Here is a 15,343-nt window from a genome sequence, read left to right as displayed (position 1 = left end):
CCTTTTGTACAGTTGCGTTGTTAACCGCCTGCGGGGTAGATAAAAACTCGTATCAACCCGCTAATTCGATGCGATTATTCTGCATGCTTCCCAGCAGGAATGAGGTGATTTTAGATTCAATCTTGCTATCAATGGTTCTGAGCCTCAGCAAGCGAATCCCGCTCGCGGTCAAAATGGCCTCTTTCAATACATCGCGTTCATGTTGTTCGTGCGTGTCATGATAATGTCCATCGACCTCAATGACGGCGAAAGGTTGTTTTCCAACGCGATAATAAAAAACGAAATCGCAGCTTGCGCCCTGGGTCATAAATTCTTTCTGACGTTCGTTAAAGCGATTATCGAAATTGGTCACCAACTGCCTCAACAGGATCTGTTGGTGAACAGTAATCGCGGCATAAGCCGGTTGCACAAGCACGTCTTTAATTATCCGCATGGCAATTTGTTCAGAGCGATACGGCGAATCTTTCGGGTTAAGTCGCGCGTTGAGTTTTTCTAACGAACGATCGTATTCCTCATACAACAAATCGAAAGCGCTAACGACAGGGCTGTAATGCACCCCGGAATCATCGGCGTAATAGGTCATATAGCGAACCAGTGCGGCGATATGCTTATTGTTACCCGCAAAGACATTATCTCCGGTGACAAGAGTGAAATGTTTTTGCGCCCGCGAGACGGCGACATTGATCAAATGTGGGTCATCAACAAACTCGAGCGCTTTGGCGTCGGCTTTTTTATCGATAACCGTTGAAAAGACAACCTCCTCACATTCACGCCCCTGGAATTTATGCACCGTTGAGCTAATAAATTCAGCGGGTAATGTGCGCTGCGAAAGGTTGACCTGGGCATTGTACGGCGCAATGAAACCCCGGTTGGTCGTGCTATCCCAATCCAGCGCCATCAGTGACTCCAGTTCACGCAGATTGCTTTTACGTCGTTCATGATTACCTTTGGCCGTTACGATTAACGAAAGAGCTGATTCGCCCTTGTCGCGAGTCATCACAATCAATTGGTTGTCGTAAAACTGTTTATTGCAGAAATGAATGATTTTGGGATGGCAACGATAATGTTCTTTCAACAATGTTACTGGCAGTGCGTTGCCATACAGGCCAAAAAGTGAGTCCAGCAGGCTTTTACTGGCACAATCGTAATGCGGCGCGGGAGCAGGGAGGTCCGTCTTTTCCGGAACATGGGGAAGCTGTTTACGATCACCCACAACAATAACGTTTCGGGCGCAGGCGAATGCCAGGATCCCCGGAACGATATCTTGTTGCGAGGCTTCATCAATGATGACGTAATCCAGTAACACACCGGGAGCCAGAGAATTGATTATGGAATGCGTGCTACTGCCCATAATGGGGTAACGACTGGCGAATTCCTCAAATTTATTGCGATAGTTCTCGTCATCTACATCCGCACCCTGCCTGATGGACTTTTCCAGATGTTGACGAATAAATGCCAGCGATCCTGATGTAACGCGCTCTTGCATCGTCGCGACATCGTTGCGGGTTAAAAACAGATCTTTTTCTGTCAGTTCATCACACGCCTGCTGCAAACGCGTGGCGTAATAGTGACGTTGCAGGGCAAAAAATATTACCTGACGCTTTGCGGCGGTGTTTAACGACGCCGTTCTGACCATGCCAAACTTAAATAACAGCGCCAGCCGGTTGCGCCAACTGAGGCCATCTTCAGCAAGTGACTGAAGGAATGCCATCAGATCGGTCATTTTCTGTTGAGTAAAACCGTAACGCTTTACATCCGGCAAGTTTTCGATGCCTTCACCTACAAGCCACTGGCTGAGGTATTTTTCTTCAATGCGTAACTCGTCTATCGAGGCTCGCAGTTGTGCGACCTCATTTTGCACGCGTAAATACTGTTTTAACTGAGCTATCTGCGCATGTAAGGATTCTTTTGTAGGCGCAGGATCGGGGGACGCGTCGGGTTTTTCCGGCTGGGCGGCGAAAAACTTCACGCGGTTATCAGCGCTTCCGAGTTTTGCCACAACATAATCCAGATTCACTTTCGCTAACTTTTCATAAACATTGTCTACGGCGGTGTTGTTGTTCGAGACGATGGCGACGCGACCATTTTGCAGAAGGATATTCGCCAGAATATTAAGAATAGTTTGCGTTTTTCCGGTGCCAGGAGGCCCTTCAATTACGGAAATTTGCGCACTGAATGCTTTTTCGACAGCCTGCATCTGGCTTTCATTCAGGCCAAAAGGGTAGATATAGCTGTCAAGCCCGTTGCGTACGGCATTTTTGCCATTGCAATACGCTTCCAGGACGGTTTCCGGGTCGGCGATGATTTTGTCTAATTGCCGGAGGGTATTTTCCGGAATGATTTTTTTATCCTCGCGGGCATCCTGCCAGCGCTGCTCGGCAATATCACGGAAATAAGAAAAAACAGTGCCCTGTTTCAGTTGCGTTTCAGCGAGGAGCTGAACATCGTCCTGTTTGAAGACATACCAGCGTGCAGAGTTGGGGTAGTTAATCAGGACATACTTATTGCCAACAACCTGCGCGTTCTCAATAACCTGGACATCCGACTGGCCTTTTTTGATGAATTTTTTGCTGGCAGACGGGAGGGTGGGTTCGACGCGACAAGCACTAAAAGGGCGGATGTATTTTTTGCCGGAACGGAAATGGCAAGCCAATTGCACACAGCCGTTTTTATCCGAATACAGAGTCCAGTCGACAATATTTGCGGTTTTATTCTCTCCATCAACGAAGACGGTGACCATTTCTCAACTCCATGAGTTTCGCGAAAGCAAAAAGCTATATCCGCAGCAAGAGGGAAAGTAATTATGTGCAGGCAGATTAACGCGCTGAAGACATGAGGATCTACTACCCGTTTTTGAATTGACCGCATAATTGATGTGAATTTGTGCTGGTGCTTCACAGAATCAGGTTAAAGCCCAGGTGGATCTTTAAATAACGCAATACCAAACTGTATGGCTAACATCTGCTCCTCACCCACACATTTAAATCAATAGCAGGCTGGCTGGATGCTGTTATGCGAGTCAAATAACAGGTTCAAAAAGGCGCGTACTGTCGGGTTTGCGTACATGCGGCGAGCATCAACCCACCGGATCTTTATCTGCGCGAGGGTTATCGCGCACTGCCGCCCGAATATGGAACGTTTTCTGACTATCATCAAACTTGGCGGGTTGCTTTACCTGGTTAACCCGCTGGGCTTTTCCGGACACAATGAAGCCGCCCGTCGCGGTATTACGGTGTCATCAAAACAGGTTCGCTCCAGCGGAAAACAACTTGCCGAAGCAGGGCGGTTGCTTGAAAACGGCACATTGCGCGTGGTGACAGACAGTACGTATCCTCTGTCGGACGCTGCGGCAGCACACGAACGGGCATCCCGAGGGAATATTCAGGGCAAGATCGTCTTTATCGTTGACTGAAAGCATCCTTAATCTGACCGGAAACGGGGCTGGCATGGGGAAAGAGCAGCCAGAAGCGCGTCTGGTGCTGTTCGCAATTTACGCCACAGCGCCCCTGGTGCAGTTGCATAATACTGCGAACAATTGAAAGACCCAGCCCGCTGCTGTTTTGCGACGCGTGGCGTGCGCTGTCTGCACGCCAGAAGCGGTCAAATAGTCTTTCCTGCTGCTCAGGGGGGATCGCCTCGCCGTCATTGGTGACGCTAAGCAACACGCCGTCGGGCTGGTGGCGTGCCTCAATCTGTATTTCGCTATGGCTGTCAGCGTAGCGGATAGCATTCGCTAACAGATTAGCGATGGCGCGCTGGAGCAGGTCGGCGTCGGCCATGATATTTCCTGCAACCGAAAAGCGCAGGGTGATGTGCCGTTCCTCTGCCGGGCCTTCAAAATAATCCGCCAGCGGACAGAGAACCTGCTCAAGGGATATCAGCGCCTTGTTAATCGCCTGGCTGGCATTTTCTGCCCGGGCGAGGAATAACATTTTGTCGATCATGGTCGACAGGCGCACCAGCTCTTCAAAATTAGAACCCAGCAGGCCGGTGTAATAGCTTTCGGTACGCTTTTGCGTCAGCGCGATCTCGGTTTGCCCCAGTAAATTACTGATTGGCGTGCGCAGATCGTGGGCCATATCAGCGCTGACCTGGCTGAGCTGTTGAAAGCTGGTCTCCAGCCTGTCCAACATCTGATTAAACGCGCTAATCAGTGGCCGCAACTCAGCGGGGGTGTTGTGCAGCGCGATGCGATGCCCCAGGTGGCGCACGCCAATGGCGGATGTTTCGCGGGCCAGACGCTGCAAAGGTCGCAGGCTGCGCCGGGCCAGCAGTGCGCTAAGGGCAATTACCGCCAGCGCGGCACACAGAGTAATCAGGATAATCTGGCGAAGGTAACTCGCCTGCATTTGTGTCCGCTCGGTCATCAGCCTGCCGGTAATAATTTCGAGCTGACGCGCAGGTTGACCCGTCATCGCCAACGCCGCTGCTGAGATAAAGGGAACGCCATTTTGTGTCTGCTGGTGATGGACATCGGTGAGCTTAAGCGGCTGGCTGGCAACCACGGGCATCAGCTCTGGCAACGGACGCTGAGTGGAATTCACTTCAATCAGCGGGGGGTGGCCGGGAAAACGCAGCACCAGCAGTGATTCGGTGTTGCCCAGCATATTGGTAAACAAGTGTGGCTTTTTGCGGATGATCTGCTGGACATCTTCGTCAAGCACCAGCGTGCGGATCTGATCCAGACGGTTGAGTAAGGCGGTGTCGTCACGAATGCTGAGCTGCTGGCAGAGAGAGCGATAAAGCGCCGTACCCACCCCGATCAACACCACCAGAACGGCGACCCCCATCATCAGTGATAACCGGGTGCTGATTGCCAGATTTCTCATTGCTGCTCCTCACAGCAATAACCCACGCCGTGCACGGTATGAATCAGTGGAACGGCAAAGGGCGCATCCACTTTTTGGCGCAGGCGGCGTACAGCCACATCGACGACGTTGGTATCGCTGTCAAAATTCATATCCCAGACGCGCGAGGCAATCAGGGTTCGGGTCAGCACCTGGCCGGCGTTGAGCATAAATAGTTGCAATAAATTGAACTCTTTGTTGGTCAGATCCAGGCGCACGCCAGCCCGTTCCACCCGGCGCGTGGTGATATTCAGGCGCAGATCGCCAACCTCAAGTTGTTCTTCGCGCTTTGCCTGCCCGCCACGGCGCAGGGCGGTGCGGATACGCGCCAGTAGCTCGGCAAAAGAAAATGGTTTGACCAGGTAATCATCGGCGCCGAGTTCCAGCCCTTTGATTTTGTCCTCTAAGGTGCCTTTGGCGGTGAGGAAAATCACCGGCGTGTCGAGCTGTTTATCCAGCTGCGCCATCACCTCCCAGCCATTCATCCGGGGCATCATGACATCCAGCACGATGAGATCGTAATAGTGTTCCTGCGCCATAAACAGCCCCTCCTGGCCATCTATAGCGACATCAACCACATAACCGGACTCGGTTAATCCGCTGCGCATATACTCACGCGCTTTGGGTTCGTCTTCTATCACCAATATTTTCATCATGGCTCCTGGACGTATTTCCCTGCGCAGCGGCGATCACTCATTTCTGCGCGCTATTGGCCGCTTGCTCAATCAGCTTCGCGACTTCGTTGGGACGAGACTGAAAAATGGCGTGGCTACCTTCTACTTCGACGGTGTAACTTTTGGCGCGTTTAGCGTACATCCGTTCAAGATCGGGGTTAATTATCTTGTCCGACTTAGCCACCATATACCAGCTTGGTTTGGTTCTCCAGGCGGCTTCCTTCACGACCGCCGCAAGCGACGTTGGCGAGGTGGGTATCTGCGCCTGCGCTTCAAATTGAGCCTGCTCACGCGGCAGATCGGCGGCAAAATCGCCAGGATAGTATTGCGGATCCAGCATCACATAGCCGTCAGATGTCTTGATAAAAGGATGTGCACTGTTGGGATATTTTTTGCTGACTTCAGCCCGATTTTCGCCGGCATCCAGCGCATGAGCGGCGATGTAAACCAGCCCGGCAACTTTGGGGTCATTACCGGCCTGGGTAATAATCGCGCCGCCGTAACTGTGGCCGACCAGAATGACCGGGCCGTCCTGCCTGTCCAGAATGCGCTTGGTTGCGGCGACATCGTCGGCGAACGAGGTTAACGGCTCCTGCACCAGCGTCACCTTGTAGCCATCACGATTCAGAATGTCATAGACCGGTCGCCACCCCGAGCCATCAACAAAGGCTCCGTGCACCAGGACAATGTTTTTCACCGGTTTTGCCAGGGCAGCCTGGCTAACGCCTGCCATCATCAGGGTTGCGGCGACGATACTCAGTACAGCTTTGCTTTTCAGTTTCATGCTCATTTCCTCTCACAGGGATGTGTTCTCGATACAGGCGTGAGTGTAGCGAGCGGGTTCTGACAAGACGGTGAGCCAGTTATGACAAAAAAATGACGGGCGGCTTGAGCGCGGAGGGGAGCCACAGACGATGCAGAAAAGCAAAAATGCAAGCATACCCGTTTTAGTTTCACGTACTTTTTGAGATTTCCGGGTGTTCAGTCTTCTGTCGTCAGTTCATTCAGGAACACAATCAGCACGTTGGGATATTCAAAGCTGCCAGCGCAGCATTCAAAGCGCCAGAACGGGCGTGTCCATTGAGATGGCTAGAATAAATTAATGGACTCAATGCCATCTAACATGAAGTAGAACCCTCCGCTGAAGCGCATTATCATTACTGCAACTAAAACGAACAGGGAAACCATAATAATGACAATGGGATTAACCATGGAAGAGCACGGCGGTTATTACTCTTTCCAGTCCAGCCTGCCACCAGGCGAGTACTTTGAACTCCGTCCCCGCCATATGCCTCATAATTCAAAACCGATTGTTGATGATGAAAGCGGCATGTGCATCGGTTACTCCGTTACTAAGAAATACACACTGGAAGTTATCGTCCGTGAAAAAGACTGGACCATTACTCATTTTTTGTACAAATAAGCGGGGGAATCATGATTGAGATCGTTAGCGGAACAAGGACATTGAGGATTTCTCCGTTTGAAAGAGAAAATGTACCTGATGCTCCGCCCTATGACAGGATCACTACTTTCGTTGAATATCAGCTTCCTGAATTGAAAACTCAGTACCAGGCGACCTTTCTTGTCGGTGAGCTTATTGATTTAAAGGAAAGCCTTAGGGGATTACACACAAGCCTCATTAATAATAATGCCCACTCAGGGATCGTTTTTGACAGCACTGAAAATCAGTTAAATATGCATTTTTTGCCTGTATCTTCAGGCAGTGCTGTCGGTCTGGAATTGATCCTCAGACCAGAGAATCCGGCGGAAAGTGTTGTCGTCACAGATTACTTTGGCATTGATGAAAGTTACTTCCCTGCGTTGGTCGCTGGATTAGACGAGATGATTAACTGGCGGAACTGAGGCGACTCAGGCTCCTCCGCTTTTGAGCAACTCTTGTTTAAGAGTCCCTGAACGAGCCTGCCCGTTAGCAATAAGAAGGGGTAAGCGCCAATTACCCCTTAAATAAAGTCAGAGGATATTACGGGTAATGATCTCCGTGATTTCGGCGATATGCTTTTCCTTATTCAGTGATTTGGGGTAAACCTCAAAAGTCTGCGATAAACCTAAATCCTGGGCAATCGCCTTTGCGGTATTGAGCGGGTGAATCACGTCGAGGGTGGTGCCAACCACTTCCACCGGAATTCCAGCGGATTTAATTGCTCCGGCATTAAACCCAGGCTCGCAGCAGGCAATCCGGCGGAGTAAGTGCAGCGTTTTTTCCACTGGCATCGCAAAGGTATTAAGCAGCGAGTTTGCGTTGTCCAGTGACTGATGCAAAATGACCTGGAATGTCTCCGATTGTTCAAACGCTTTTTTACCTTCATCAGCACCATATAACGCCAGATAATCCGCCAGTACGCTGTACACATTCATATTGAGCGGGCTGCGTTTGTCATGCCACGCAGGACGAACCAGGGTCAGCGATGTTACGCGTTCAGGGTGCACACTGGCGAGGTGCGCAGCGATGGCGGCGCCCATCGAAATTCCCGCCAGCGCGGCCTTTTCAAGGCCCAGGTGGTCCATCAATGCCAGCAGATCGCAGGCAAAGGTCTTGATGCTCAGCGCCTCTGAGTCGCCCAGTTCCGACTGGCCGTGGCCCCGGCATTCAAGGGTTATCAGGCGATAGTCTGGTGCGACAAATGTGCTGGTGGTCTGGCCGTGATCGCCCGTCAGCCCGTGCTGGAAAATCAGCAGTGGGCCTGAGCCACCACTGTCGTAGTAGCGCAGCGTGAGGTTCTGGTGTGTGAATGTCTTCAACATAGCACCCCTTAAAGGATGTGTAGATGCTTATCCAGCATCAGCGATACATCCTGCGCTTCGCTGTCTGCCAGCCCGTGCGTGACCACACAGCCATTAAAACCGGACGCGCTAAGCTGTTTTAAATAGAAGTGATAATCGAGTACGCCTTTCCCCGCTGTGGCAAACGAGCCATCAGTGTTACGGTCTTTCGCATGCGCAATGGCGATATCATCGGCCAGTAAATCGAGTGCTTTTTTCACTATTGCGTGCTGTTCGGTTATGGTCGCCACCTCGAACAAATTCGCCGGATCAAAAATGACTTTCAGGCGGTCGCTTTTCATTTCATCGATCAACTGGCGTGCTTTTTCCGCACTACTCACAATATTTGCCAGCTCCGGTTCAATGCCCAGTGACACGTCATAGCGGCTGGCAATCTGTAAAGCCTGCGCCATTGTTTCACGAATTTTTTGCCAGGCTTGCGGCGTATTATTGTCGGGATGAAAGCGCCATTGATCCTCTGCGTCCAGCGTACCGGTACATAAGGTGACGAGCGGGCAACCCAGCCGTGCGGCGGCCTCACAAATTACGCTCAGAGATGCCATACCTTTATTGATCACGTCCTGAGTCGGGTGGGTCATATTAAAGGTGGCGGAGATCGCTTCAATGCGCACGCCATGCTTCCTGGCCGCAGCGGCAATCTCTTCAATTTTCTCGTCCGCAATAGCCGTGGGGAGCGAGGGCAGACCTGCGCTGGCAAAGTTAAATTGTGTGGCAGCGTAACCGAGTGATTTGATGGTACGGAAGTTGTCGTCCACATTTGTCGTCGCGAAGGTTTTGGAAAAAATACCCTTATACATCATACCGCTCCTTTTGTGCTTGCCACGGTCACAGCATGGCCGGATCGTACTGATTCGCCAATTGCCGCCATCGTTTTCACAATGTAGAGGCCTTCTTCTACCGTGGTACCTGCGACAGGAGCATTGTTCAGAATGGTGTTGGCAAATGCCTCAACCTGGCGACGATAAAAGTGACCATCTGCCGCCAGCGGACGGCTCCAGACCGCGCCATTTTCATGGAAAATATCGACATCGCTCGATTTGAACAGCCAGGGATTGTACGTTTTGCCGAGTACGCTGCCGTTCTCGCCGTAGATCTGGAATCCTTCGTGCCAGTCCATCCGTACGCCCACGCTCAGGTCGAGATGACCGAGCGTGCCGTTGGCGAACGCAACATCCATAAACCAGCAGTGCACGCCGCCGCGCTGAATAAAGCGCGCTTCCACCTCGGTGATTTCACCGGCCAGATAGCTGGCGGTGTCAACCAGATGACTACCGTGGGCGAGCATGTAATAGCGCTGGAGGTCGGATTTGGGGTCAACGGCGGGTTTGCGTTTTGCCGCACTGGTGATCATTTTAGGTTGTACCGCATCCGTCACGGTGTAACGGTGGCTGTTGTCACCGTACCAGCCTTTATAGGCCACCAGTGCGCCCATCTCATGGGTGATAAAGTCGTGCGCCGCCTGAATACCGCCATCAAAACGCTTCATATGTGCGACCTGGAAAACGCAGCCGGACGATTTGACCACCTGCACCAGTTCCTCACACTCTTCAACGGTGATGCCAAGCGGTTTCTCACACAGCACATGCTTACCGGCTTTCAGCGCCATCAGTGCCAGTTGTACGTGGAACGCGTCCGTGGTGGCAATAATGACCGCGTCCACATTGTCATCGTCGAGCATGGCCTGATAGTCGGAATAGGCCACTTTCGGCGCCCACATGGCCTTCATGCGTTCACGCAGGTCATCGGCGCTATCGCAGATGGCGTAAAGCTCAGCATTGATGGCCTTGGTACAGGATTCGAAATGCGCCGCTTGTGAAATTGGCCCGCACCCAAGAACACCGATGCGGAGTTGACGTTGCTCAGTAAACATTCTTATTCCCTCAAATCGTTAACAGTTAAAATGTGACTCCCGGGATACGAAGACGCGTATCCCGGGGTGATGAATCATCAACTTGCCTGTTGGACTTTCAGCGCCCGAATTTCCTCCTTCAGACGATCTGACTTCATCCCGAAGACGCTCTGAATATTGGCTCCGACCTCAACAATTCCGGCCGCGCCCAGTTTTTTCAGCACCTCTTTATTCACCAGACTCTTATCCAGCACATCGATACGCAGCCGCGACATGCAGGCTTCAATGGCGGTCATATTCGCTAGCCCGCCATAGGCGGCAATAATGCCGGTAACCAGATCGTTAGCCCCGCCGGAAGTCGTTTCTGCGTTTTCTGCCTCATCCTTTTCGCGGCCTGGTGTTAACAAGTTCCAGCGGCGAATGGCGAAGCTAAAGAGAAAGTAGTAAACCACTGCCATGGCGAGCCCCACCGGGAAGACCATTATCCAGTTGGTCTCTTTTGGCATAATCCCGAAGAAGAGGAAGTCGATCAGGCCACCGGAGAAGGAGAGGCCGATATGTACCTGCAATTGCTGCATCAGCAGGAAGACGATCCCGGCCAGGAAGGCGTGAATGCCGTATAACACCGGGGCTACAAAAAGGAAGGAAAACTCGACCGGTTCGGTAATGCCGCACACGATGGAGGTAATGGCACCTGAAAGCATAATGCCTTTTACACGGCCCTTGTTTTTCTCATCTGCACAGCGGTAAATCGCCAGTGCGATAGCCGGAACGCAGAATATTTTGATCGGTGTTAAGCCCGCCATAAATGTCCCGGCAGTGATCGGCACCTGATCTTTCAACTGGGCAAAGAAGATCAGCTGATCGCCGTGAATGACCTGTCCGGCTTTATTCACATATTCACCAAATTGCAGCCAGAAAGTCGGCCACCAGACGTGATTTAAGCCAAAGGGGATCAGTAAGCGTTCAACAAAGCCAAACAGGAAGGCGGAGAATCCCTGGCCCTGGCCTAACATCAGGTTAGAAAGGCCGTTAATGGCGTGCTGCACGGAGGGCCATATCAGCGCCATGATGATGCCGATAAACAGTGCGATAAATGACGTGATAATCGGTACAAAGCGTTTACCGGAGAAGAACTCGAGCCACGATGGCAGTGAAATGCGGTAGTATTTTTTGTACATCGAGGCGGCGAGTATCCCCATCACGATCCCGCCAAATACCCCGGTCTGCAAAGAGGGAATACCCAGTACCAGCGTATAGTCGCGGTTGGTGGCGACCGCCTCCGGCGTAATCCCCAGAAACTGACCGATGGTGACATTCATGATCAGGAAACCGACGATAGCGGAAAGCCCGGCAATCCCCTGGTCTTGGATAAACCAACGGCCACACCCACGGCGAATAAAAGCGGCAGGTTTGCGAAAATCACGCCACCGGCCTCAGACATCAGTTTAAGCGTATGAACGAGCCATAGAGCATCCAGAAAAGGCAGTGATGCGACAATATTTGGGTCCTGAAAACTGGTGCCGAACGCTAACAAAATCCCCGCCGCAGGTAGGATAGCAATGGGGATCATCAGGGAGCGGCCGATGGCTTGTAACTTCTGTAAGATGTTGAATGTATTCATAGATAAATTCCTGCGACTGGATTATTTTTTTATTCAGTCAGGGGGGAAAACCGTTCCTGCTGATGTAGGGAATACCTGTTCATAACAGGCAGAGAGCAAAATGATCGCTACACTGCGTAAACAGGATATGTTTGAATTTGGTTAATAAAAAACAGTCGTTTTTAAGAAAAAACAGTTCCTGTTTTGATGCAAAACAGGAATATTTATGAGCCTCATCACAGATTTTTGGGCAAATTTACCGCTAAAACGGGAACAGCATCTTTTTTAGACGGCAAACACAATGACAATTCTGGAAGGGTATTTCCGTAAACTTCACGCCCGCTACGGGGTTAATCAGTCAGCGCATGTGCAGATGGCGGAAATATCGGATCTGTTTGGCTGCTCAATTCGTAATACGCGCAATATGCTTAACCGTATGCGTGAGAACGAATGGCTGGTATGGCAGGCAAAGCGAGGACGCGGAAACAGTTCATCATTACGGCTGCTGGTAACGCCTGATTCGCTCTTCAATCAGAGCGTTAATGAATTGCTGGCCAGCCAGGATGTGGGCAAGGTGTTGAAATTTATCGGTACCGAAAAACATCTGCTGGAAAGGATCATCCAGTACAAATTTGGTGCCTCAGGGAATGGGAGCGAAACCAAAGTTCGCATTCCGTATTACCGTAATCTTGATGAGCTGAACCCGTTAAAACCGCTGCGCCGTACAGAGCGGCACCTGCTGCGCCAGTGTCTTAGCGGATTAACCCGCTACGATCCGGTACGGATGGAGATTGTTCCCGATTTAGCCCATTACTGGAGCCACAATGAGAACGACACCCACTGGGAGTTTTTTTTAAAGCCAACGGCGATGTTTTCAGACGGTACGGCGGTGAAATCCCACGATGTAAAAAAATGCCTTGAACGGGCGCGTTCTGCTCCCTGGTTTATGTCGCTATTTCGGGTGATTAACACAATAGACGTGGCGGGTGATTACCGGATTATTATAAAAACTCACATACCGGTTAAATATATGGAGTTTCTACTGGCAACCCAGCCTGCGCTTATTTATGAGCGCCATAACGACATAATGAAATGTACCGGGCCTTTTTCTGTGGCGAGCAATGACGAGGGATTTTTAACGCTGCGTCGCAATAGCCATTATCACCAGGCAAGGCCGATGCTCAGTGAAATCGATATATTTACCTGGGCGCCAAAACGTATCAGCATGAGCTTTATTCCAATCCTGCACGATGAAGAAACGAATGATCCCGATACCCTTAAAGAGCGTAAGCTGGAACACGGCTGCTGCTTTTTATTGATCGACAGTCAAGGGGCGTTTGCCGCGGCGGAATCACGTAAATTTATTAATAAAATACTTCAACCTATTGAAATACTTGATAATAGTGATTTGCCTGAAGAGTATGGCAGTATACTGTCGCTGGCACAGGGCATGTTGCCGGAGTGGAACCATAAATGCGTCGATTTTGGCACCATCGCTTCACCCTATGTCGTTAACCGCAAGATTGTTATTGCGACTTACCAGCAGCCAGAGCTGGTGAAATTATCACAAGCAATGGCGATGATCCTTAAGCGGTATAACTACAAGGTAGAGGTACTGGTGCTGCCATTCTCTGAATTTTCGAGCATGCAAAATATCCGTGCGGATTTATGGCTCACTAATTTTATGGTCGATAACCTCTCTTCCCATTCATTCCTTGACTGGCTCTCGCCGGACCCGGTATTTAAAAAATTGCCGGAACAATACGCCAGCGCTTACCAACAGCTACAAACGGACCTGATGAATATCGATATTGCGGACAACAAAGCCTGTATCGAAACATTCTTTAGCGCGTTAACCAGCCAGCGATGGCTGATCCCACTGTTCCACCACTGGCTGGAGCTGAAAAGCGAAAAATCCTTTAGCTGGCGCGATCTCAACACTCTCGGCTGGCCCGATTTCAGCCAGTTGTGGTCGGATTAAGTGAGTAGATTTCGCCTGACGCTTATTCTCGTCACATGACGGGCAGCGAGAATAGGTTGCTCAGAACCATGGACGCGGCTCCGATAGCCGCGCCATCCGCGCCGAACTGGGTGACAAGTATCGGCGGGATTTGGTAGCCATACAGTATATTTTCTTTCAACATCACCTGAACCTGAGAGGCAATTAATGGAAATAGGCTGCTTAAAGGGCCGCCAAGAATTATTTCTTCAGGGTCGAATAAATAGATCAAATTAAGTAAACCCGCCGATAGCGCCTCAGCCCATTTATCGAGAATGCGCGGAAGCTGAGGAATAGTGCGCCTATTCGCAGGATCTGCAATCCATGCCATCTGCTCCTCAATCGTGGCGTTTTCGGGCAGCCAGGGATAAAAACGCTGATAGCCAGCCAGCATTTCGAATGCCGTTTCTGATGCGGCGGAGACCTTGTCTGACATGATCATATGACCGAATTCCCCCGCAAATCCGTGGGCGCCTTTGACTATTTGCCCGTGCTGTATGACCGCGCCGCCAAGTCCTTCAGCCAGCAGGATAAGGAGCATATTTTTAACATCAGTTTTATTTGAGCGGGATTGTTCAGCATTGGCAAAAGCAACGGCATCGTTACAGACGATAATCGGCCATACCAGCTCCTGGCGGGCGGCCAGTAGTGTTTGAAGGGGAACATCACGCCAATGCAGAAAAGGTGCAACCACTACCCGGCCTGTTTTATCGATAAGGCCCGGCACCGATATGCAGATACCCTGAAGCTGTTGGGAGGTTATGCCAGATAAAAAGAGCAATCGCGCCGGGATTTGTGCAATAAGCTCGACCATTTTCAGGAGATCGTTTTTTAATGATTCGATGGGTAATATTATTTTCTCTATCACCTGCATGCCCAGGCCGATCAAAATACCCGTCAGGGCGCTGCTGGAAATATCAATACCAATAGCATATGCCCCCTGAGGGTTAAGACGAATACCGGCCCCAGGTCGGCCAGGGCGTCCTTCCTCCATTTGTAAATCCGTTTCCAGTACCAGCTTATCGGCGATCAATTCATTGATGGCCCGACCTACTGTTGCACGTGTTAACCCCAGCATTCGCGACAATTCGGCACGGGTGAAAATATCGCCACGTCTGAGCTGACGCAGGCAACGAACCGTATTGATATTGCGGGAGGGTTGAGTAGACGCAGGCGATTGATATAACCGGGATGACACACCTGGGTTTCTGGTCACGCTGCTTTCTACGTCAAAGCTGTTCTGGGGGTCACCCCCATCAGAGGGGGCTTTGCGTGCCGCTTTACGCGCCCGATATAAATAACTTTTCAGGGTGGCTAACGTAATGGGTAAACCATTGTCGCTTAAGGCCCGGGCGATATCGGCAATGCTTGTACCCGCCGCAATGCGTTTTTCAATATCAGGCAAAAGGGCGCGCAACTGTGCCGATTTTTTTCGCGTTTCAAGTTTTTCAACCGCCGCTTGCAGTTTCTGTTGTTTTGTCATCAGGTTATACCTTTTATTGCATCTTAAATGCATCCTGATTGCCGTCTTATTGCATTTATATTTATGATTTATAAGGATTTTTATTG

At 50.7% G+C, this 15,343-nt stretch carries 11 protein-coding genes and 2 pseudogenes; 4 read left to right on the top strand and 9 right to left on the bottom strand.

What is annotated here, in order from left to right; all coding sequences use genetic code 11:
* Window positions 1–52: 52 nt before the first annotated feature.
* On the bottom strand, window positions 53–2,740 hold the full coding sequence (locus tag Q5705_03130; protein WLI77571.1) for an AAA domain-containing protein: 2,688 nt from the start codon (window positions 2,738–2,740) through the stop codon (window positions 53–55).
* A 387-nt stretch (window positions 2,741–3,127) separates the two neighbouring features.
* Here Q5705_03130 and Q5705_03125 point away from each other — a divergent pair.
* A pseudogene (locus Q5705_03125) lies at window positions 3,128–3,412 on the top strand (zinc-binding dehydrogenase).
* Here Q5705_03125 and Q5705_03120 read toward each other — a convergent pair.
* Genes Q5705_03120 through Q5705_03110 form a run of 3 tightly spaced genes read right to left on the bottom strand, consistent with a single transcriptional unit; the run spans window position 3,399 to window position 6,305 of the window.
* Window positions 3,399–4,829 (bottom strand): heavy metal sensor histidine kinase, encoded by a 1,431-nt coding sequence (locus Q5705_03120; protein ID WLI77570.1) that lies wholly within the window; start codon window positions 4,827–4,829, stop codon window positions 3,399–3,401. The pseudogene Q5705_03125 and the gene Q5705_03120 overlap by 14 nt on opposite strands.
* Window positions 4,826–5,500 carry a heavy metal response regulator transcription factor gene (locus tag Q5705_03115; GenBank protein ID WLI77569.1) on the bottom strand — a complete coding sequence of 225 codons (675 nt, stop codon included), beginning with the start codon at window positions 5,498–5,500 and terminating at the stop codon, window positions 4,826–4,828. The genes Q5705_03120 and Q5705_03115 overlap by 4 nt, the downstream gene beginning before the upstream one ends.
* A 40-nt stretch (window positions 5,501–5,540) precedes the next feature.
* A complete protein-coding gene (locus Q5705_03110; GenBank protein WLI77568.1) occupies window positions 5,541–6,305 on the bottom strand; it encodes an alpha/beta hydrolase in 765 nt (254 codons plus the stop codon).
* Window positions 6,306–6,713: 408 nt separating this feature from the next.
* Between Q5705_03110 and Q5705_03105 the strand changes: the two genes are divergently transcribed.
* Window positions 6,714–6,944 (top strand): hypothetical protein, encoded by a 231-nt coding sequence (locus tag Q5705_03105; protein ID WLI77567.1) that lies wholly within the window; start codon window positions 6,714–6,716, stop codon window positions 6,942–6,944.
* Window positions 6,945–6,955: 11 nt separating this feature from the next.
* Window positions 6,956–7,384 carry a hypothetical protein gene (locus tag Q5705_03100; protein ID WLI77566.1) on the top strand — a complete coding sequence of 143 codons (429 nt, stop codon included), beginning with the start codon at window positions 6,956–6,958 and terminating at the stop codon, window positions 7,382–7,384.
* 108 nt (window positions 7,385–7,492) lie between these two features.
* Here the strand turns inward: Q5705_03100 and Q5705_03095 are convergent, their stop codons facing one another.
* From Q5705_03095 to ptsG, 4 genes and pseudogenes are all read right to left on the bottom strand, one after another.
* The gene (locus Q5705_03095; protein ID WLI77565.1) at window positions 7,493–8,284 is read right to left on the bottom strand and encodes an alpha/beta hydrolase; all 792 of its coding nucleotides are present in this window, start codon (window positions 8,282–8,284) and stop codon (window positions 7,493–7,495) included.
* An 8-nt stretch (window positions 8,285–8,292) separates the two neighbouring features.
* Window positions 8,293–9,123 (bottom strand): sugar phosphate isomerase/epimerase family protein, encoded by an 831-nt coding sequence (locus Q5705_03090; protein ID WLI77564.1) that lies wholly within the window; start codon window positions 9,121–9,123, stop codon window positions 8,293–8,295.
* Window positions 9,120–10,193: a Gfo/Idh/MocA family oxidoreductase gene (locus Q5705_03085; protein ID WLI77563.1), complete on the bottom strand. Its 1,074-nt coding sequence runs from the start codon at window positions 10,191–10,193 to the stop codon at window positions 9,120–9,122. The genes Q5705_03090 and Q5705_03085 overlap by 4 nt, the downstream gene beginning before the upstream one ends.
* A 77-nt stretch (window positions 10,194–10,270) precedes the next feature.
* A pseudogene (gene ptsG / locus Q5705_03080) lies at window positions 10,271–11,796 on the bottom strand (glucose-specific PTS transporter subunit IIBC).
* Window positions 11,797–12,076: 280 nt separating this feature from the next.
* Here ptsG and Q5705_03075 point away from each other — a divergent pair.
* Window positions 12,077–13,756 carry an SgrR family transcriptional regulator gene (locus Q5705_03075; GenBank protein ID WLI77562.1) on the top strand — a complete coding sequence of 560 codons (1,680 nt, stop codon included), beginning with the start codon at window positions 12,077–12,079 and terminating at the stop codon, window positions 13,754–13,756.
* A gap of 31 nt (window positions 13,757–13,787) precedes the next feature.
* Here Q5705_03075 and Q5705_03070 read toward each other — a convergent pair whose 3' ends face one another.
* Complete coding sequence (locus Q5705_03070; GenBank protein WLI77561.1) at window positions 13,788–15,257, bottom strand: ROK family transcriptional regulator; 1,470 nt, start codon at window positions 15,255–15,257, stop codon at window positions 13,788–13,790.
* Window positions 15,258–15,343: the final 86 nt, after the last annotated feature.

The sequence above is a fragment of the Kosakonia sp. H02 genome (assembly GCA_030704225.1).
Taxonomy (GTDB): Bacteria; Pseudomonadota; Gammaproteobacteria; order Enterobacterales; family Enterobacteriaceae; genus Kosakonia.
Note: the sequence above shows the minus strand (reverse complement) of the source record. Positions and strands in the feature narration are given on the sequence as shown.